Source organism: Brevundimonas sp. (assembly GCF_035626975.1).
Taxonomy (GTDB): domain Bacteria; phylum Pseudomonadota; class Alphaproteobacteria; order Caulobacterales; family Caulobacteraceae; genus Brevundimonas.
Genome location: NZ_DASPMQ010000018.1, coordinates 43,465 through 63,303, shown reverse-complemented (window position 1 = coordinate 63,303; position 19,839 = coordinate 43,465). Strand labels below are relative to the sequence as shown.

17 protein-coding genes are annotated in these 19,839 nt (G+C 72.5%); 6 read left to right on the top strand and 11 right to left on the bottom strand.

The features are described 5' to 3' along the window. Positions 1-6: 6 nt before the first annotated feature. From tsaE to trxA, 6 genes are all read left to right on the top strand, one after another. Complete coding sequence (gene tsaE / locus VEB62_RS04925; protein WP_324796178.1) at positions 7-465, top strand: tRNA (adenosine(37)-N6)-threonylcarbamoyltransferase complex ATPase subunit type 1 TsaE; 459 nt, start codon at positions 7-9, stop codon at positions 463-465. After that, a complete protein-coding gene (gene amgK / locus VEB62_RS04920) occupies positions 458-1,543 on the top strand; it encodes an N-acetylmuramate/N-acetylglucosamine kinase AmgK (RefSeq protein WP_324796176.1) in 1,086 nt (361 codons plus the stop codon). Before tsaE ends, amgK begins: the two co-directional genes overlap by 8 nt. A gap of 20 nt (positions 1,544-1,563) precedes the next feature. After that, positions 1,564-2,271 carry an N-acetylmuramate alpha-1-phosphate uridylyltransferase MurU gene (gene murU, locus VEB62_RS04915; RefSeq protein ID WP_324796327.1) on the top strand — a complete coding sequence of 236 codons (708 nt, stop codon included), beginning with the start codon at positions 1,564-1,566 and terminating at the stop codon, positions 2,269-2,271. Next, positions 2,268-5,345: a double-strand break repair protein AddB gene (addB, locus tag VEB62_RS04910; RefSeq protein WP_324796173.1), complete on the top strand. Its 3,078-nt coding sequence runs from the start codon at positions 2,268-2,270 to the stop codon at positions 5,343-5,345. The genes murU and addB overlap by 4 nt, the downstream gene beginning before the upstream one ends. Next, positions 5,342-8,806, top strand: coding sequence for a double-strand break repair helicase AddA (gene addA / locus VEB62_RS04905; protein ID WP_324796171.1), 3,465 nt, complete (start codon positions 5,342-5,344; stop codon positions 8,804-8,806). The genes addB and addA overlap by 4 nt, the downstream gene beginning before the upstream one ends. A 125-nt stretch (positions 8,807-8,931) precedes the next feature. Continuing rightward, positions 8,932-9,261: a thioredoxin gene (gene trxA / locus VEB62_RS04900; protein ID WP_324796168.1), complete on the top strand. Its 330-nt coding sequence runs from the start codon at positions 8,932-8,934 to the stop codon at positions 9,259-9,261. 1 nt (position 9,262) lies between these two features. Here the strand turns inward: trxA and VEB62_RS04895 are convergent, their stop codons facing one another. The 11 genes from VEB62_RS04895 to VEB62_RS04845 all read right to left on the bottom strand — a co-directional run bounded on the left by VEB62_RS04895 (position 9,263) and on the right by VEB62_RS04845 (position 19,683). Beyond that, positions 9,263-10,549: a bifunctional folylpolyglutamate synthase/dihydrofolate synthase gene (locus VEB62_RS04895; RefSeq protein ID WP_324796166.1), complete on the bottom strand. Its 1,287-nt coding sequence runs from the start codon at positions 10,547-10,549 to the stop codon at positions 9,263-9,265. A 126-nt stretch (positions 10,550-10,675) separates the two neighbouring features. Next, positions 10,676-11,569, bottom strand: coding sequence for an acetyl-CoA carboxylase carboxyltransferase subunit beta (locus VEB62_RS04890; protein WP_324796164.1), 894 nt, complete (start codon positions 11,567-11,569; stop codon positions 10,676-10,678). 10 nt (positions 11,570-11,579) lie between these two features. Next, the gene (gene trpA / locus VEB62_RS04885) at positions 11,580-12,410 is read right to left on the bottom strand and encodes a tryptophan synthase subunit alpha (RefSeq protein WP_324796162.1); all 831 of its coding nucleotides are present in this window, start codon (positions 12,408-12,410) and stop codon (positions 11,580-11,582) included. Then, positions 12,407-12,799, bottom strand: coding sequence for a hypothetical protein (locus tag VEB62_RS04880; protein WP_324796160.1), 393 nt, complete (start codon positions 12,797-12,799; stop codon positions 12,407-12,409). The genes trpA and VEB62_RS04880 overlap by 4 nt, the downstream gene beginning before the upstream one ends. A 2-nt stretch (positions 12,800-12,801) precedes the next feature. Then, positions 12,802-13,986, bottom strand: a complete 1,185-nt coding sequence (trpB, locus tag VEB62_RS04875) for a tryptophan synthase subunit beta (RefSeq protein WP_414641983.1) — start codon at positions 13,984-13,986, stop codon at positions 12,802-12,804. Between the two features lie 62 nt (positions 13,987-14,048). Further along, positions 14,049-14,687 carry a phosphoribosylanthranilate isomerase gene (locus tag VEB62_RS04870; protein ID WP_324796154.1) on the bottom strand — a complete coding sequence of 213 codons (639 nt, stop codon included), beginning with the start codon at positions 14,685-14,687 and terminating at the stop codon, positions 14,049-14,051. Next, on the bottom strand, positions 14,684-15,418 hold the full coding sequence (locus VEB62_RS04865; protein WP_324796152.1) for a pseudouridine synthase: 735 nt from the start codon (positions 15,416-15,418) through the stop codon (positions 14,684-14,686). The genes VEB62_RS04870 and VEB62_RS04865 overlap by 4 nt, the downstream gene beginning before the upstream one ends. A 175-nt stretch (positions 15,419-15,593) precedes the next feature. Then, a complete protein-coding gene (locus VEB62_RS04860; RefSeq protein WP_324796149.1) occupies positions 15,594-16,493 on the bottom strand; it encodes a class I SAM-dependent methyltransferase in 900 nt (299 codons plus the stop codon). Positions 16,494-16,511: 18 nt separating this feature from the next. After that, positions 16,512-17,267 carry a dienelactone hydrolase family protein gene (locus tag VEB62_RS04855; protein WP_324796146.1) on the bottom strand — a complete coding sequence of 252 codons (756 nt, stop codon included), beginning with the start codon at positions 17,265-17,267 and terminating at the stop codon, positions 16,512-16,514. Positions 17,268-17,763: 496 nt separating this feature from the next. Then, positions 17,764-19,368 (bottom strand): bifunctional phosphoribosylaminoimidazolecarboxamide formyltransferase/IMP cyclohydrolase, encoded by a 1,605-nt coding sequence (gene purH, locus VEB62_RS04850; RefSeq protein WP_324796144.1) that lies wholly within the window; start codon positions 19,366-19,368, stop codon positions 17,764-17,766. Between the two features lie 93 nt (positions 19,369-19,461). After that, positions 19,462-19,683: a hypothetical protein gene (locus VEB62_RS04845; protein ID WP_324796142.1), complete on the bottom strand. Its 222-nt coding sequence runs from the start codon at positions 19,681-19,683 to the stop codon at positions 19,462-19,464. Positions 19,684-19,839 lie beyond the last annotated feature (156 nt).

Genomic DNA, 19,839 nt, shown 5'->3' with positions numbered 1-19,839 from the left:
GGGCGCATGACGCTGGCGCTCGACGACGCGGCGGCCACCGCGCGGCTGGGCGCGGAGATCGCCCCGCTGCTGGCGCCGGGCGAGACCGTCCTGCTGTACGGGCCGCTGGGCATGGGCAAGTCGACCCTGGCGCGCGGTCTTATCCGCGCCCTGACCCGGCCGGACGAGGACGTGCCGTCGCCGACCTTCACCCTGGTGCAGTTCTACGAGAGCGAGCCCCCGGTGGCGCATTTCGACCTCTACCGCCTGACCCGCCCCGCGGAGGCCGCCGAGATCGGTCTCGACGAGGCGCTGGACGAGGGCTGCGCCGTGATCGAATGGCCCGAACGGCTGGGCGACGACCCGGCGGCCTGGCTCGGGCCGGACCGGCTGAGCGTCAGCCTGGCGGAACTCGGGACGGGCCGCGTTGCGACCGTTTCTGGCGTAGGGGCGTGGGAAAGCAAGCTGAAGGCCCTCCATGTCTGACCGCGAACACCAGCGTCTCGATTTCCTCAGGGCGGCCGGCCTCGCCGACGCCGCGCGCGCGCCCCTGCCCGGCGACGCCTCGACCCGGCGCTACGAGCGGCTGACCACGCCCCAGGGCGCAACCCTGATGCTGATGGACCAGGCCCCGGCGGCGGAGTCCCAGCCCTGTGACCCCTCATGGTCGCCCGAGCGGCGCCGGGCCGAGGGCTGGAACGCGGTGGCCCGGCTGTCGGCCGGCCGGATCGAGGCCTTCGCGGCGGTAGCGGCCCACCTGCGCTCGCTGGGGCTGTCGGCGCCGGAGATCGTCGCCGTCGACGCCGCCGCGGGGCTGGCTGTGCTCGAGGACTTCGGCGGCGACCTGTTCGCCCGGGTCATCGAGGCGGGTGAGCCGGAAGAGCCGCTGTACCTCGCCGCGGTCGAGGCGCTGGCCACCCTGCATGAGGCGGCGACGCCGGATCTCCTGACCGGCGCGGCCGGCGACTGGCCGCTGCTCACCTATGACGCGACCGCGCTGAAGGGCGGCGCCGACCTGTTCGTCGAATGGATGCCGAAGCTGGAGCCCGCGCTGCGCTTCTCCGATGCGGCGCTCGCCGGGTGGGACGCCGCCTGGGCGCCGATCATCGAGGGCGCCGAACGCCAGGCGTCGGTGATGGCCCACCGGGACTACCACGCCGAAAACCTGATCTGGCTGCCGGGGCGGGACGGCGCCGCCCGCGTCGGCCTGATCGATTTCCAGGACGCGGTGCGGGCCCATCCGTCGTGGGACCTGCATTCCCTGCTGCAGGACGCCCGCCGCGACGTGGCGCCGGAACTGGAAGCCAGGGCGCTGGACCACTATTTCAGCCTGCGGCCGCAGGTCGACCGCGACGCCTTCATGCGCGACTACGCCGGGCTGGCGGCGCTGAACGAGGCCCGCATCCTCGGCGTCTTCGCGCGGCTGGTGGTGCGCGACGGCAAGCCGCGCTACCGCGCCTTCATGCCGCGCATGTGGCGGCACCTCGAGCGCAATCTCCCACTGGCGGGACAAGCGCTTCTCAAATGGTTCGACACCCATGTCCCGGCGGAGCTGCGCCGATGAGCGCCACCCCCAGGACCGCCATGGTGCTGGCCGCCGGACTCGGCACGCGGATGCGGCCGCTGACCGACGACCGGCCCAAGGCGATGGTGGAGGTGGCCGGCCGCGCGCTGATCGATCATGTGCTCGACCGGCTCGCCGAGGCCGGGGTCGAGCGGGCCGTGGTCAATGTCCACTGGTACGCCCACCGGCTGGAGCATCACCTCGCCGCGCGCGGGCGCGGACCGGACATCGTCATCTCCGACGAGCGGCCGCAACTGCTCGAGACCGGGGGCGGGCTGAAGAAGGCCGCCCCGCTGCTGGGCCCGGATCCGGTGTTCGTGGCCAATATAGACAGCGTCTGGACCGACAACGGCCGTGAGGGGAATTCCGCGCTGAATCAACTCGCTCGCCTGTGGAATCCGTCAATCATGGATGTCGCCCTGCTGCTGGCGCGGCGCGAGGGCTCGATCGGATTCGAAGGCGACGGCGACGTCTTCCTCGCCCGGGATGGCCGGCTGACCTTCCGTGGCGACGCGCCGAGCGCGCCCTACGCCTATATGGGCGTCCACATCTGCCGGCCCGACTATGTCGCCGACGGGCCCGAGGGACCGTTCTCGCTGAGCGGCCTGTGGCGCAGGTCCGCCGCCGCCGGTCGGCTGTACGGCTGCGTGCTCGACGGCGACTGGATGCACGTCGGCGACCCGCAGGCGCGCGACGAGGCCGAGGCGAGACTGGCCGGGACGGGATGACCCCCCGCTTCGACCCGTTCGGATCGCCGGGTCCCCGCTGGTACGCGGTCGAGGCGCGGCGGCCGTTCCTCGAGGATCTGGCGGCGGGGGTGCTCGACTGGCTCGGCGAACACCCGCCCGAGGCCCTGTCCGACGCCGTCATCCTGCTGCCCAACCGCCGCGCCGCCCGGGCCTTCACCTCGGCCCTGACGAAGCTGGCGGGCGACCGGCCGGTGCTGCTGCCGCAGGTCCGGCCGCTGGGCGACCTCGAGGAGGACGAGCCGCCGTTCGCGCCCGGCGAACTGGGCCTCGACCTGCCGCCCGCCATCGCGCCCCTGACCCGCCGTTTCGAGATGGCGCGGATGATCGTCGAGGACTTCCGCCCCGGCCTCGCCCCGCTGCGGGCGCTGGAGATGGCCGACGCGCTGGGGGGCTTCCTCGACTCCTGCCAGCTGGAGGAGATCGCCGGCCTCGAGCGCGTGGCGACCCTGGTCGAGGGCGACCTGGCCGAACACTGGCAGGAGTCGGCGCGGTTCCTCGGCCTCGCCGTCGAGGCCTGGCCGAAGCGGCTGGAAGCCATGGGGCTGGTCGATCCGGCGTGGCGGCGGGCCCGGCTGCTGCGCCTGCTGGCCGAGGCCTGGACGGAGCGGCCGCCGACCCGGCCGGTCATCGCCGCCGGCTCGACCGGCACCGCCCCCGCCGCCGCCGACGTGCTCGCCGCCGTCGCCCAGGCGCCGCAGGGCTGCGTCGTCCTGCCCGGCCTCGACCGCGACCTCGATCCGGCGGTCTGGTCACAGCTTCGAGACAACGAACAGCACCCCCAGAACGCCCTGTGGCGGCTGCTCGACCGGCACGGCGTTGGGCGCGAGGCGGTGCGCCCATGGTTCCAGCCGCCCGAGGCGCCCGTCCGCGCCGCCAGGGCCCGCGCCCGTCAGCGGCTGCTCAATGAGGCCCTGCGCCCGGCCGAGGCCACCGACGACTGGCGCGACCTGATCGGAACCCTGCGCGCCGACGCCTTCCGCGAGCGCTCGGCCGATCCGATCGCCGAGGGGCTGGAGGGCCTGTCGGTGGTCACCGTCCGCGCCGAGGAGGACGCCGCCGCGACCCTGGCCCTGATGATGCGCGAAACCCTGGAGACGCCGGGAAGGACCTGCGCCCTCGTCACCCCCGACCTTGCGCTGGGCCGCCGCGTCGCCGCCCGGCTGGAGCGCTGGGGCGTGGTCGCCGACAATTCCTCGGGCCAGCCGTTGTCGCGCATGCCGGCGGGGCGGCTGGTCGACCTTGCCGCCCGCTTCATCGCCGATCCGCTCGACCCGCACGCCCTGCTCGGCCTGCTCAAACACCCGCTGGTCCGGTTCGACCTCGACGGCGTCGAGCCGGCGAGGGCCATCAAGGCGCTGGAGGAATACGCCCTGCGCGGCCCGCGCCTGCGAGACTGGGCCCGCGCCCGCCGCACCCTCCTCAAGGCGGGCGAGCCGCGCGACGACGGCCGGCCCCGCTCCGACCGCACGCTGGAACGCGTGGCCGCCGCCCGTCGCCTGCTCGACCGGCTCGAGAGCCTGTCCGACGCCGCCCGCGCCCCCTTCGTCCCCGCCGCCCCGCTGGACGCGGCCGCCCGCGCCCTGACCATGCTGATCGAGTCCGTCGCCGGGCAGGAGGCCTGGGCCGGTCCCGACGGCGAGGCCGCCGCCGCGATGGCGGCCGGGCTGATCGAGGGCGGCGCCTCGCTCGGCGAGATGTCCCGCACCGACTTCGCCGAACTGGTCCGGACCCTGCTGACCGAAGAGACGGTGCGCACCGGGGGCGCCAACCAGCCGCGCCTGCGCATCCTCGGGGCCATCGAGGCGCGGCTGGTGCGCGCCGACCGCATGATCCTGGCCGGGCTGGAGGAGACCGTCTGGCCCAACGCCGCCCCGACCGACCCCTTCCTGTCGCGGCCGATGCGCAAGGCTCTGGGCCTGCCGCCGCCCGAGCGCCGTCTCGGCCAGACCGCCCAGGATTTCGTCCAGGCCGCCTGCGCCGACGAGGCCATCCTGGTCCATTCCGAACGGCGCGGCGGCCAGCCGGCGGTCAAGTCGCGCTGGCTGTGGCGGCTGGAGATGCTGACCCGCGGGGCGAACGCGCCAGAGACCCCGGTCGAACTGGAGCGGCCGTCGGTCCACCTCGACCAGGCCCGGGCGCTGGACGCCCCCGCCCGCGCCACGCCCGACTACGCCCGCCGCCCGGCCCCGCGACCTCCGGTGGAGCGCCGGCCGCGCGAACTGCCGGTCACCGGCGTCGAGCGCTGGGTGCGCGACCCCTACGCCATCTATGCGCGCTATGTCCTGAATCTGAGACAAATGGACCGACCCGGTCAGTCCGCGGAAGCGCTGGCCCGGGGCAACGCCGTGCACAAGGCGGTCGAGCGTCTGACCCTGTCCTGGCCCGAGGCCCTGCCTGACGACTGCGCCGACCAGCTGGAGAGCCTGCTGCTCGAGGAGCTGGGTCACCATGGCTTCGAGGAGGCGGCCATGGCCCGCGAGACGCCGCTGGCCCGCAACTGCGCCCGCTGGCTGGCCGGCTGGGAGGCCGGGCGGCGCGCGCGCGGCGTCGAGATCCGGGTCGAGGAAAAGGTCGAGCTGTGGATTCCCGCCCCGGCCGGCCCCTTCAGACTGACCGCCAAGGCCGATCGCATTGAACTGTCGCCCACGGGCGCGGCCATACTGGACTTCAAGACCGGCTCCATCCCGTCGCCGAAACAGGTGAGGTCGGGCTTCTCGCCGCAGCTGACCCTGACCGGCGCCATCCTCGCCGAGGCCGGCCTGTCCGACGCCGGCCCGGTCCCACCGGAGGAACTGACCTATGTCCGGGTCGTGGGACGCAAGGTTCCCGGTCAGGCGGCGGTGCGCGCGCTGGGCGAGGAGGCCGTGGCCCTGTCGGAAGCGGCGCTGGAAGGCCTGAAGACCCGCATCGCCCGCTTCGACGATCCCGACACCCCCTATCTGTCGTGGGTGGCGCCGCAGTTCATGGGCTCGTTCGGCGGCAACTACGACCATCTCGCCCGGGTCTGGGAATGGCACGTCGTCGGCGGGGAAGACGGCGGGGACGCCGAATGAGCGCCCGCATCCTGCCCGACCCGCATCAGATCGCCGCCGCCGATCCGCGCCAGTCGGTGTTCGTTACGGCCAACGCCGGCTCGGGCAAGACCTCGACCCTGGTCGACCGCGTGGCCCGGCTGCTGCTGGAGGAGGTCCAGCCCGGCGAAATCCTGTGCGTCACCTACACCAGGGCCGCCGCGGCCGAGATGCAGGCGCGCCTGTTCGACCGGCTCGGCGAGTGGGCCGTGATGAGCGACCAGAAGCTGGCGCAGTCGCTGGCCGATCTCGACACCCGCGACCCCGGCTCCCTGACCGGCCCCGACCTGTCGAAGGCGCGCCGCCTGTTCGCCAAGGCGCTGGAGACGCCGGGCGGACTGAAGATCCAGACCATCCACGCCTTCTGCGAAAAGCTGCTGCGCCGCTTCCCGATCGAGGCCGACGTCACCCCCGGCTTCACCGTGCTGGAGAACGAGGCGGCGCTGGCCCTGTCGCATGGCGCGCGGGAGGAGTTGGCCCGGCGCGCGCTGGCCGATGGCGACGGCCCGCTCGGGTGGGCCTACAGCCATTTCGCCGTCGAACTGGACTGGGGCGCCTTCCAGTCTCTGCTGGGCATGGTCGAAGCCGACCGGGCCAGGTTGACCGACTACACCGCCCGCATCCTCGAGGACCGGGCCCCCGCGCCCCACGTGATCGTCGGGGCCCATCCCGACGAAACGCCGGAGACCATCGAGACCGGTTTCATGCGCTGGCTCGACCGCACCGAATGGCTGGAGACGGCGTCGCTGATGGCGACCGGCTCCGCCAACGACCAGAAATGCGCCGGGCGGATGCGCGGCGCCGACTGGAGCTTCGCCGGCCTCGGCGACGTCTTCCTGACCGGCGGCGAGCCGCGCAAGGCCATGGCCACCGCCAAGGCGCCCCCGCTCGCGGGGGCCTGGCTGGCGGACCTGCAGCTCAAATACCTTTCAGCGCTCGAGGCCCTGCGCAAGGCCCGGGTCGCCGCCGACACCCGCCACGTGCTGATGCTGGCCGAGGCTCACGCCCGGCTTTACGACGAGGCCAAGGCGGCGAAGGGCGCGCTGGACTTCGGCGATCTCGTCGCCCGCACCGTCGACCTGCTGACCGAGAAAGCCTCGGCCGCCTGGGTGCTCTACAAGCTCGACGGCGGCATCGAGCACGTGCTGGTCGACGAGGCCCAGGACACCGCGCCCCAGCAATGGGACATCTTGCGCGCGCTCACCGAAGGCTTCTTCGCCGGCGAGGGCGGGCAGCGTTTCACACCGATCCCGGCCTCGGGACAACGCCTCGCCCGCACCGTCTTCGCGGTCGGGGACGAGAAGCAGTCGATCTATTCCTTCCAGGGCGCGCGGCCGGAGCGGCTTCGCCACGAGGCCCAGCGCTACGATGCGCTGGTGACGGGCTCGGGCGCCGGGTTCCAGGGCGTCGAGCTGGCGACCTCCTTCCGCTCGACGCCGGAGGTGCTGCGCTTCGTCGATGCGGTGTTCGAGGGGCCCGGGCGGACCGCCGCCCTCGCCGGCGAGGACATCGGCGCCATCCCGCCCCACCTCGCCCGGCGCGAGGGCCAGCACGGCTGCGTCGACCTGTGGCCCCTGTTCGAGGACATCAGGCCGCCCGAACCCGAGGTCTGGGATCCGGTCGACCAGGAGCCCGGCACCAGCGGGCGCAAGCAGCTGGCCGCGCGGCTGGCGGCCGGGATCCGCCGCCAGGTCGAGACCGGCGAGGCGGTGTACGACCGCAGGACCCGCGAGCCCCGGCCGTGCGGCTACGGCGACTTCCTGATCCTCGTGCGCCGCCGCGACGCCACCTTCGAGGAAATCATCCGGGCCCTGAAGACCGCCGGCGTGCCGGTGGCCGGGGCGGACCGCCTCAAACTGTCCTCGCACATCGTCTTCGACGACCTGATCGCGCTCGCCCGCTTCGCCCTCTATCCCGACGACGACCTCAGCCTCGCCGGCGTGCTGCGCAGCCCGTTCTGCGACGTCGACGAAGACAGTCTGTTCGCCCTCGCCGGAGCGGAGACGCGGGGCAGGCTGTGGAGCGAGCTTCGCCGGCGCGCGGCCGAGCGGCCGGAGTGGTCCCACGCCCGTGACCTTCTCGCCTTCGCGCTGGACAGCCGCGACCGGGACCCCTTCGCCTTCTTCTCGGGCCTGCTCAACCGCGTTGACGACACCGGCGCTTCGGGGCGCGCCCGCGTTCTGCGCCGGCTGGGGCGCGAGGCCGAGGAGGCCATCGACGAGACCCTCAACCAGGTGCTTTCGGCCGAGGACCGCGGCGCGGTCGATCTGGAAACGTGCGTCGCCCTGCTCGAGACCGCCGACGTCGAGGTCAAGCGCGAGCTGGAAGGGCCCCGCGGCGAGGTGCGGGTCATGACCGTGCACGGGGCCAAGGGGCTGGAGGCGCCCATCGTCATCCTGCCGGACACCACCTCGCGGGCGAAGGCCCAGGGCCCGTCGCTGATGCCGGTGGCGCTCGACGACGGGTCCGAGGCCTGGCTGATGTGCCCGGGCTCGGCGAAGGAGGACTGCGACGCCTCCAGGGCCGCGCGCGAGGCCCGGCAGGCGCGCACCGACGCCGAGACCCTGCGCCTGCTCTATGTCGCCCTGACCCGGGCCCGCGACCGGCTGATCCTGCTCGGCCGGGCCTGCGGCAACTCGAAGCTGGGTTATGACGAGGGCAGCTGGTGGTCGGTGCTGACGGAAACCTTCGACCGGCTCGGCGATGAGGCGCGAGACATCGGCGACGGCGTGCGCCGCTATGGCGCCGACCCGGCCCGGCTCCCCCCTGAACGCGCCGACGCTTCGACCGGCGCGGCCCTGCCCGGCTGGGCCGGGTCGCCGCCCGCCCCCGACCGCGCCGCCCGTTACGCCTCACCGTCGCAGATGGAGGGCGCGGTCCGCATTCCCGCCCCCTCGCCGCTGGCGACCGCGGCCGGACCGGGCGCGCCGCTGGGCCGGTTCCGGCGCGGCGATCTGATCCACCGGCTGCTGGAGCGGCTGCCCGACATCGCCCCCGCCGGGCGGGCCCCGGCCGCCGCCCGCATGTTGTCCCGCGAACGGGACCTGACCGACGACCAGCGCGCGGAGATGATCGCGGCGGCCTTTTCGGTGCTGGACGACGCCCGCTTCGCCCCGGTGTTCGGCCCCGGCTCGCGGGCCGAGGTCGCCCTGTCCGGAAGCGCGCCGGAGCTTCCGCCCGGCGTCGCCGTTTCCGGCCGGATCGACCGGCTGGTGATCACGCCGGAGCGGGTGCTGGTGGTCGACTACAAGACCAACCGTCCCGCCCCCGACCGGATCGAGGCCGCCGACCCGGCCTATGTGCTGCAACTGGCGGTCTATGTCGCGGTGCTGAGGCGGCTTTATCCGGACCGGCCGGTCGAGGCGGCGCTGGTGTGGACCGACCGGCCGAGGTTGATGCCGGTCCCGCAGGCGCTGATGGACGCCGCCCTCGTCGCCCGTTGATCGACGACGCGCGTTGATTTGATCGGCGACGCGCCCCACATCGGACCCGAAGCGCCGGAATCACCCCATGATCCCGGCGGACACACAATCGCGCGGCCTCCGCCAGGAGGCGCCAAGGAGAGCCCATGGCCACCGTCAAGGTCACCGACGACAGTTTCGACGCCGACGTCCTCAAATCCTCCACCCCCGTGCTGGTGGACTTCTGGGCGGAGTGGTGCGGCCCCTGCAAGCAGATTGGCCCCGCCCTCGAACAGATCGCCGACGAGCTGTCCGGTAAGGTCGTCATCGCCAAGGTCAATATCGACGACAGCCCGATGGTCCCGTCGCGCCTCGGCGTGAAGGGCATCCCCACCCTGATGCTGTTCAAGGACGGCCAGCTGGCCTCGATGAAGGTCGGCGCCATGCCCAAGGGCAAGATCGTCGAATGGCTGGCCGAGGCGGGCATCTCCGCCTGATCTAGTCCGGCCAGGTCTCGCGGCTCGCGCCCAGCACCTCGCCCGCGAGGTAGAGCGAGCCGCAGATGACCACCCGGCCCGCCCCGAGGCGGAGCGCGCGCTCCAGCGCCTCCGTCGCCGAGGCGCAGGCCGTCGCCCCCAGTCCGTGTCCGCGCGCCACCGCCGCCAGGGCCTCCGGCTCGGCCGCCGCGCCCTCGAACGGGACGGTGAAGACCGTGGCGCCGGTTTCCTTCAGCGCCTCGAAGAAGCCGCCGGCGTCCTTGTTGGCCAGCATGCCGACGATCAGGGCGAGCGGCCGCGGGGCCCGCGCCTGACGCTCGAGCAGCGCCTCGGCCAGCGCCCGGCCCGCGTGCGGATTGTGCCCGCCGTCCAGCCATAGCTCGGCGTCCGCCGCGCGCGCGGCCTCGCCATAGGGTCCGGCGGTCAGGCGCTGCATCCGGGCCGGCCAGCGCGTGGTGCGCAGGCCGTTGACGATGGCGCTCTCGGGCAGGTCCAGCTCCAGCGCCACGGCGACGGCCAGACCGGCGTTGGCCACCTGGTGCGGCCCGGCCAGCGCCGGGGCCGGCAGGTCGAGGAAGCGGGCCTGGTCCTGGAAGGCCATGCCGCCGCGCTCGGCCCAGGCGTCGAAATCCACCCCCATGACCGTCAGCGGCGCCCGCACGGCGTCGGCCGCCATCTCGATCGCCGCCATGGCCTCCTCCGGCTGGCGGGCGATCAGGCCGCGCGCGCCGGCCTTGAGGATGCCGGCCTTCTCGACCGCCACGCCGCGCAGGCTGGTCCCGAGGAATTCGGCGTGATCGAGGTCGACCGGGGCGATGACGCTGAGCAGCGGCCGTTCGATGACGTTGGTGGCGTCCAGCACGCCGCCCAGGCCGACCTCGACGACGGCCAGATCGGCGGGCGTCTCGCTCATGGCGACGAAGGCGGCGGCGGTGGCGCTCTCGAATACCGTGGCCTCGGCTCCGGACCGGTCGATGGCGGCCTCGACGCGGTCGAGGACGGCGTTCAGCGCCTCATCCTCGATCAGCCGCCCGGCCAGCCGGATTCGCTCGTTGAACCGCACCAGATGCGGCGAGGTGTAGGCGTGGACGCTCAGGCCCGCCGCCTCGGCGATGGCGCGAATGAAGGCGACGGTCGAGCCCTTGCCGTTGGTGCCGGCCACGTGGATCACCGGCGGCAGCCTGTGCTGCGGATCGCCCAGGGCGGCGCAGAGCGCCCGCATCCGGTCCAGCGACAGATCGATGCGCTGCGGATGGCGGGCGCGCAGACGTTCGGAAATTGGGTCCATTGGGCCTAGAGCCTGATCGTTTGAAGTGGAACCGCTACGCGGTTCCGCTGAAAGCGTGAATCAGGCTCTCGCATGAAAGTGGACCATTTTTTGGATTCAGGTCGAATCGACTGAAGCAAAAATGGTCTACGCCGCCCGGCGCTTCCCGCCCATCAGCATCGACAGGATCCGGCCCAGAACCGCCGGCAGCTCGGCCCGCGTGACCACGCGGTCGACCATGCCCTTTTCCTGCAGATATTCGGCGCGCTGGAAGCCCGGCGGCAGCTTTTCGCGGATGGTCGCCTCGATGACGCGCGGGCCGGCGAAGCCGATCAGGGCCCCCGGCTCGGCCAGGTGCACGTCGCCCAGCATGGCGTAGCTGGCGGTGACCCCGCCGGTGGTCGGATCGGTCAGCACCACCACGAACGGCAGCTGGACCGCCTTCAGTTCCTGGATGGCCAGGGTCGTGCGGGCCATCTGCATCAGGCTGAGCGCGCCCTCCTGCATCCGCGCGCCGCCGGCGGCGGTGAAGCAGACCAGGGGCACGCCCCGCTCGATCGCGGCCCGGGCGGCGGCGATGAAGGCCTCGCCCGCGGCCATGCCCAGCGACCCGCCCATGAAGGTGAAGTCCTGCACGATGACCACCGCCGGCACGCCGTCCAGCTCGCCGAAACCGATCGCCATCGTGTCCTTGCGCCCGCTCGCCTTGCGGGCCGCCGCCAGCCGTTCCTTGTACGGCTTGCCGTCCGAGAACTTCAGCGGGTCCTCCGGCACCTCCGGCGTGTCGATCGCCTCGTACTGGCCGTCGTCGAAGGTGAAACGCAACCGCGTCGGCGCGTCGATGCGCATGTGCCGGCCCGTCGGCGTGACCCACAGCGACCCCTCGAGGTCGGAGCGGTACAGCATCTCGCCGGTGTCGGGGTCCTTGACCCACAGATTGTCGGGCGTGTCGCGCCGGCTGACGATCTTGCGCACGCCGGGGGCGAAGCGGGACAGCCAGCCGCCGCGCTTCTCCTGCTGGGGTTTGTTCTTGTCGACCATGGGCCGCTCTCTAGACGGTTTCTCCGGCCCGTGCACCCCGGACCGCCCCGGCCAGCGACCGCACCCTGGCCAGAACGCGGCCGGCCGCCGGTTCGTTCGCCTCAAGCGCCGCCGCCACCTCGTCGACCAGCACCGAGCCGGCCACCACCGCGTCGGCCACGCGGGCGATCTCCGCCGCCCGCTCGGGGGTCCTGACCCCGAAGCCGACCGCGACCGGCAGGCCCGAGGCCGCGCGCACCCGCTCGACCGCCGGGGCCACCGACAGGGCCTGGGCCTCCTTGACCCCGGTCACCCCCGCCACCGAGACGTAGTAGACGAAGCCCGAGGTGCGCCCGGCGATGATCTTCAGCCGGGCGTCGTCCGAGGTCGGCGTGGCCAGCCGGATCAGCGACACCTTCGCCGCGTCCAGGGCGTCGGACAGCGGCCCGGCCTCCTCCGGCGGGCAGTCGACCACGATCACCCCGTCCACGCCCGCCGCCGCCGCGTCGTCGGCGAAGGCCCGGTAGCCGTGGGTCTCGATCGGATTGAGATAGCCCATCAGGATCAGCGGCGTGTCGGCGTCGCCCTCGCGGAAGGCGGCGGCCAGCGCCAGCGTGCCCTTCAGCGTCAGCCCGGCCTTGAGCCCGCGCAGCGCCGCGCGCTGGATGGGCGGCCCCTCGGCCATCGGATCGGAGAAGGGAAAGCCCAGCTCGATGATGTCGGCCCCGGCCGCCGGCAGGCCGCGCAGGATTTCCAGCGCCTGCTCCCGGGTCGGATCGCCGGCCATCACATAGGCCACGAACCCGGCCCGGCCCTCGGCCTTCAGCGCGGCGAAACGGGCGTCGATACGGGCGGTGGTCATTCCGCCTCCGGGGCGCACACGTCGCCGGGCAGGCTCGCGACCCCCAGCCAGGCGACGCTGTCCGCCGTCGCCGGCGTCGAGGTGTCACGCACGATCAGCATCTGGACGGCCTCGCAGCCGCCGTCCGTCTTGCGCCGCACCAGCAGGGCGCGGCTGTCGCTGCCGTCGGCGACCAGCCAGCCCTTGCCGGTCAGCTCGGCCACATAGGCCTGGGCCACGCCGTCCATGGCCGACAAGGGGGCGCTGACGCACCAGGCGCCGGCCAGCACAGCCTGGTTGCCGCAATCCGGGGCCGCCGTCGCGCCCGCCAGCAAGGGCAGGTCCGGAAGGCCCGCCTGCATCGACTCGCCCGACAGGGCCGCCGCCATCAGCATCGCCGTCATCATCATGGTCAGAGCTCCACGCCCAGATGCTTCGCCACCGCGAAGATGTCCTTGTCGCCCCGCCCGCACATGTTCAGCACCACGTCGCCGCCCTTGCCGACCTCGCGCGCGATCTCGCCGACGCGGGCGAGGGCGTGGCTGGGCTCGAGCGCCGGGATGATGCCTTCCAGCTGCGAGCACAGCTGGAAGGCCTCCAGCGCCTCGGCGTCGGTGGTGGCGCGATACTCGGCCCGGCCGATGTCCTTCAGCCAGGCGTGCTCCGGCCCGATGCCCGGATAGTCGAGCCCGGCCGAGATCGAATGGCCTTCGAGGATCTGGCCGTCGTCGTCCTGCAGCAGATAGGTGCGGTTGCCGTGCAGCACGCCCGGCCGTCCGCCCTGGATCGAGGCCGCGTGATCCGGGCCGTCCAGCCCGCGCCCGGCCGCCTCGACTCCGATCAGCCGCACGCCGGCGTCCTCGATGAAGGGATAGAACAGGCCGATGGCGTTGGAGCCGCCGCCGATCGCCGCCACGCAGGCGTCCGGCAGCTTGCCCCGCCGCGCCAGCATCGAGGCCCGCGCCTCGCGACCGATCACCGCCTGGAAGTCCCGCACCATGGCCGGATAGGGGTGTGGCCCCGCCGCCGTGCCGATCAGGTAGTAGGTGTCCTCGACATTGGTCACCCAGTCCCGCATCGCCTCGTTCATGGCGTCCTTGAGGGTGGCCCGCCCGGCGGTCACCGGCACCACCTCGGCCCCCAGCAGCTTCATGCGGAACACGTTCGGCGATTGCCGCTCGACGTCGGTGGCGCCCATGTAGACGACGCATTGCAGGCCGAAGCGGGCGCACACCGTCGCGGTCGCCACGCCGTGCTGGCCGGCCCCGGTCTCGGCGATGATCCGCGTCTTGCCCATCCGCATGGCCAGCAGGATCTGGCCCATGCAGTTGTTGATCTTGTGCGCGCCGGTGTGGTTCAGCTCGTCGCGCTTGAACCAGATGTCGGCGGCCCCGTAGTGGGCCGTCAGCCGCTCGGCCAGATACAGCGGGCTGGGCCGGCCCACATAGTCGGTCAGGAAGCCGTCCAGCTCGGCCTGGAACGACGGATCGGCCCTGGCCGCCTCATAGGCGTCATTGAGCTGATGGATCAGCGGCATCAGCGTCTCGGCCACGAACCGCCCTCCGTAGGGACCGAAGCGGCCCTCGGCGTCGGGCATGGCGTAGCTGTTGGGCAGGATGGCGTTCACGGATCAGGTCTCGCGCGGGGGAGCGGCGGAAATCAGGCCGACCGGGCGGCGTCGAGAAAAGCCGTGATCAGCCCCGGATCCTTAACACCCGGCGCGCTTTCCACGCCAGAGGACACATCGACCATCGGCGCGCCCGAGATGCGGATGGCGTCGGCGACATTGTCCGGCGTCAGCCCGCCCGCGACGAACCACGGCCGCCGGAAGGCCCGGTCGGCCAGCAGCGTCCAGTCGAACCGCGCCCCGACCCCGCCCGGCAGGTTCGAACCCTCGGGCGGCTTCGCGTCGAACATCAGATGCTCGGCGAACGGCTCCCAGGCCTCCGCCTCGGCGAAATCCTCATGCGCCCGGACCGGCAGGGCCTTGATGATCCCCGCCCCGGTCAGCGTCCGCACCCGTTCCGCCCGCGCCGGCGTCTCCGATCCGTGCAGCTGGATCAGGTCCGGCTTGAGGATCAGGGCGATCTCGGTCAGCAGGGCGTCGTCGGCGTCGACGGTCACCGCCACCACCTTCGCCTTGCCCCGCGCCCGGTCGAACAGGGTGGCGGCGTGCAACGGATCGAGGTGGCGCGGGCTCTTCGGGAACGCCACCGCCCCGACGAAGGCCGCGCCGCCGGCCAGGGCGGCGTCGAGCGCGTCCGGCGTGGTCAGGCCGCAGATCTTGACGGAGGTCATGTTTCGAAGATGGCGTCGATCTCCGCCGAGTCCAGCAGCCGCCATTCCCCCGGCGCCAGGTCGTCGGGCAGGGCCAGCCCGCCGACCCGCTCGCGGTGCAGGGCCTCGACGTGGTTGCCGGCAGCGGCGAACATCCGCCGCACCATGTGATAGCGGCCCTCGGTCACCGTCAGCCGGGCCTCCGTCGGCGACAGCACCTCCAGCGCGGCCGGGGCCAGCGGCTTGTCCTCGCCCTCCAGCACCAGACCGCCGGCGCCGAACAGCTCGACCTCGGTTCCGGCCAGCGGGCGGGCCAGGGTGGCGCGGTAGACCTTGGCCACGTGGCGTTTGGGGCTGATCACCCGGTGCAGCAAGTCGCCGTCGTCGGTCAGCAGCAGCAGGCCGGTGGTCTGCTTGTCCAGCCGGCCGATGGTCGAGATGGCCGGGTCGCGCCGCCGCCAGCGGTCGGGCAGGACGTCATAGACCAGCGCCCCGTCCTCCTTGCGCGAACAGGTCATGCCCAACGGCTTGTGCAGCATCAGCACCAGCCCCGGCGGCGGGTCCAGCGGCTGGCCGTCAACCTCCATCCGCGCCGGCAGGTCCGGCGTCACCGCGATCCGCTTCGACACGTCGGTCAGCTCAACCCCGTCCAGCACGATGCCGCCCGCCTTGCCGAGCCGCGCCATCTCGGTGCGCGAACCGTAGCCCATGGAGCCCAGCAGCTTGTCGACGCGGGCGGTGGGGGTCTTCATCGCGCCCTCCCTTTCGTCATCCTCCGGCCAGCCGCGAAGCGGCGCAGACCGGGGGACCCAGCGGCGCGCGCGAGCGCGAAACTGCGGCAGACACCCTGCGTGAGCAAATCGCCTTCGGCGCCGCTGGGTCCCCCGGTCTCGCTACGCTCGCCGGAGGATGACGAAAGCAAAAGGCTCACTTCACCGCCTCGATGACCTTGTAGCCGCCCTTGTCGGCGACCGGCTGGGAGCGTTTGAAGGCCGCCGCGATCTCGGCCTCATAGGGCAGGTGGCGGTTGGCCACGAGCCACAGGACGCCGCCCTTCCTCAGCATGGCGGCCGCCTGGCGGATGAAGGCCTGGCCCAGCCGCCGGTCCTCGGCGCCGCCGTCGTGGAAGGGCGGGTTCATGACCACGAAGTCCAGATCGCCGTTGGCCTCGACCGTCCGCGCATCGGCCCATTCGAAGGTGGCGCGGGGATCCTCGACGTTGCGGCGCGCCGCCTCGATCGCCCGCCGGTCCACATCGATCAGGCGCAGCGCGGTCACCGCCGGCGAGCGCAGCACCACCGTGGCGAGGGCGCCGTAGCCGCTGCCCAGATCAGCCCCCGCGCCCTTCATCGGCGGCAGGTGTTGCGCCAGCAGCAGGGTGCCCGCGTCGACCCGATCCCAGGCGAACACGCCCGGCTGCGACCAGGCGTCCAGACCGGGCACGCGCCGGGGCGCGCCGGCCTCGATCGCCTCGTCGAGACCTTCGACCGCGTCCGGCTTCACCACCACGCAGCGCCGGTGATGGGCCTTGGCGCTCTCGCCGACCTCGACGCCGAACGCCTCCAGCTCCTTCTTCAGCCGCGAGCCGCCCTTGTCCTTGGGGGCCATGACGTCGAGCCTGCCCCCGGGCTTGAGCGCCCGCAGCGCCAGGGCCAGCGCATGGCGCCGCTCCAGCACCCCGGGCGGGGCGTAGATCATGGCGGCGTCGGCCGAGCCGCCGGCGACCGACTCGAGCGGGGTCGAACCGGGGATCAGGGGCGAGGTCTGGACCGCGTCGCCGGGCGGATCGAACACCGCCGGGGGGCGGCCATACAGAAGGGTGGTCATCCCGGGGCTATAGCGGGCTCAGACCGGCGGCGCGACCGCCACATCGTGCAGCAGGGCCCCAAACCGGCGCAGGGCCTCTTCGCTGAGGTCAGGGTCGTAGCGCATCGGCGGCGCGGTCATCGGCTCGTCGAAACTGTGACTGCCGTCGGCGACCCAGGTGTCGACCTCGGCCCCGCAGTCGCGGATCATGGCGTGGACCCGTTCGGCGTTGCGCACCGTGGTCAGGTGGTCCGAGCGGGCGATCACCGCCAGCGTCTTCGGACAATGCCGCCACGGCCGCATCCGGTTCAGCGCGGCGATCCCGACATAGGGGTAGGCCAGATAGGCGCCGACCACGCCGTCGAGGTCGATGCTCCCGGGATCGGTCACGCCCAGCGACGGGCGCGAGCGGTCGGCGCTCATCGCCTCCATGATGCCCCAGCCGCCGTGGCTCCAGCCGGCCAGCGCGATCTTCGAGGCGTCGACGTCGGGCCGCCGCGACACGCCGTGCAGGGTGGCGAGGATGTCCCCGCCGCGCCCGGCGCCGCGCAGCAGCAGGCCGGTGCACACCGTCGCCATGGCGAACTGCCGGCTCCAGCCGCGCGGGCCGAAGGAATCGACCGTAAAGGCCCGCCAGCCCGCCGCCTTCGCCACGTCCGCATACTTCGGAAGGTGGCCCCTCAGCCCGCCGCAGCCATGGAACAGCAGCACCGCCGGCCGCGGCCGGTCGTCGTCCGGGCCGACCACGGTGGTGTGGGGCTCAAGCCGGGCCCAGCGTTGCGCGAGTGTTTCCATAAGCGCCACCATAGCGGAGGGCCGGGCCGGGGGAAGCCGGCATCGGGCGAGACGCTTAGGCCGGGTGGAACCAAAATTATGGTCTGAAAGGTCTGAACAGTCCGAAGAGTCCGAAGCGTTTGTTGGTCCGCGCCTGGCGGCGGGACGAGGGTGCGTTTGTCAAAGACCGGCGCGCATTATGCCGCCGCGGCTTCCTGTGGCGGGTTGGTGACGCCGGCTTTTTCGCAAGCTGCTGGAATCGCGAGGGTCTGTCGCCGGAACCGTGATGGCTGGCGGCGGATTGTGAGCATCGCTCCGTCACCCTCGGGCTTGACCCGAGGGTCAGACCCGCCGGTGCGCGCCGTTGGATGATGGATCGCGATCGAGGGGCCCGCCCCGCACCCCGCTCGCAACGACGTCTGATCCCCGGGTCAAGCCCGAGGATGACGGCCGGAGGAGAGAAACGTCCGCGCTCAAGCAGCGAGCGACCGCGTCGCGAGCGGTAGCGCCCTGCGCTTCAATGCCGGAACACGCGCACGCCGGTGAAGGCCATGGCCACGCCGGCTTCGTCCGCCGCCGCGATGACCTCGTCGTCGCGGATCGAGCCGCCCGGCTGGATCACCGCCGTGGCGCCCGCCGCGACCGCCTCCAGCAGGCCGTCGGCGAACGGGAAGAAGGCTTCCGACGCACAGGCGGACCCCTGGGCCAGGGAATGCGCCAGACCCTTGGCCTCGCCGGCCTCGCGGGCGCGGATGGCGGCGATGCGGGCCGAGTCGCGGCGGTTCATCTGGCCGGCGCCGATGCCGGCGGTCTGGCCGTCCTTCGCATAGACGATGGCGTTGGACTTGACGTGCTTGGCCACGGTGAAGGCGAACAGCATGTCGTCGACCTCCTGCGGCGTCGGCTGGCGGCGGGTGACGATCTTGAGGTCCGACGGCGCGATGCGCGAGCGGTCGCGGCCCTGCACCAGGAAGCCGCCGGCCACCGAGCGGAACACCTCGCCGGCCGCCAGCGGATCGGGCAGGCCGTCGGTCAGCAGCAGGCGCAGGTTCTTCCTGGCCGCGAAGATCGCCAGGGCCTCGTCGTCGGCGCCGGGGGCGATGACCACCTCGGTGAAGATGTCGGTGATCAGTTTCGCATCGGCCCCGCCCAGGGTCCGGTTGACGGCGATGACGCCGCCGAAGGCCGAGACGGCGTCGCATTCCAGCGCGCGGGCGTAGGCCTCGGTCAGGTCATGGCCGACCGCCACGCCGCAGGGGTTGGCGTGTTTGACGATGACGCAGGCCGGGGCCTCGAACTCGGCGACCAGCTCGTAGGCCGCGTCGGCGTCGGCGATGTTGTTGTAGCCCAGCTCCTTGCCCTGCAGCTGGCGGGCGTTGGCCACGCCGGGACGGGCCTCTCCGGTGCGATAGAAGGCGCCGGTCTGGTGCGGGTTTTCGCCGTAACGCAGCGTCTGGGCCAGCGCGCCGCTGATCGATTTCCGCGCCGGGGCGGCGTCGCCGACCTGGCCCGCGAACCAGCCGGAGACGGCGGCGTCATAGGCGGCGGTGCGGGCGAAGGCGCGGGCGGCCAGCCGCTTGCGCAGATCCAGGGTGGTGGCCCCGTCCGCCTTCAGCGCCTCGAGGATCAGGCCGATGGACTCGCCGTCCACGGCGACGGCGACATAGCCGTGGTTCTTGGAGCCCGAGCGGATCATGGCCGGGCCGCCGATGTCGATGTTCTCGACCACGGCGTCGAAGGCCCCGCCCGAGGCAACGGTTGATTCGAACGGGTACAGGTCGACCCAGACGATATCGATCGGGCCGATGCCGTGCGTCGCCATGGCTTCGGCGTGGTCGGCGGCGTCGCGCACGCCCAGCAGGCCGCCGTGCACCACCGGGTGCAGCGTCTTGACCCGTCCGTCCATCATCTCCGGGAAGCCGGTCAGGTCGGCCACGTCCTTCACCGGCAGGCCGAAGCCGGCGATGGCCGCGCGCGTGCCGCCGGTCGAGACCAGTTCGACGCCGAGGTCGTGCAGGGTGCGGGCCGCATCCTCCAGCCCGGTCTTGTCGCTGAGCGAGATCAGGGCGCGCTGCGGCGCCACGCGGTCGGGCGCGGGAGGAAAGTCGGGAGCGGCGGGCATGGCGGCGTCCGTGTCTGGCGTGGGGGTCGGGGAGACGCGGGGGCTCTAGCACTGTCCGCGCCGGGATAGAACCGCCGGATCAGATCAGTTTGGTCATGCCTGATTGTCGGGCGACATCCGTACCGTGGCCTCATGTTGGTCGAGTGCGTGTTGACGCGCCCAGTGGCCCGCCGCTGCGGCAAGGCACCAGACCAACAACCCCACTATACAGCAGCCGATCAGGGCGTTGGACACGGCTGGATTGGAGAAGCTCCGCGCAATCGCCACAGAGCCCGCCATACCGAAGATTCCGAACAGACCAACCGCGAGCAGCAAGCTTACCCACCTCTGCTTCTGGAGTCGTTCGCGAAGAGCGGGAGCAAGTTCGTGCAATCGTTGTTCCCGGTCCCTGACGCCGGAACGCAGGTAGACCAGAACCAGAGCCAACCCAACTGTAGCGGATGCAAGCGACGCCTCGACAGGCCAGGGCGG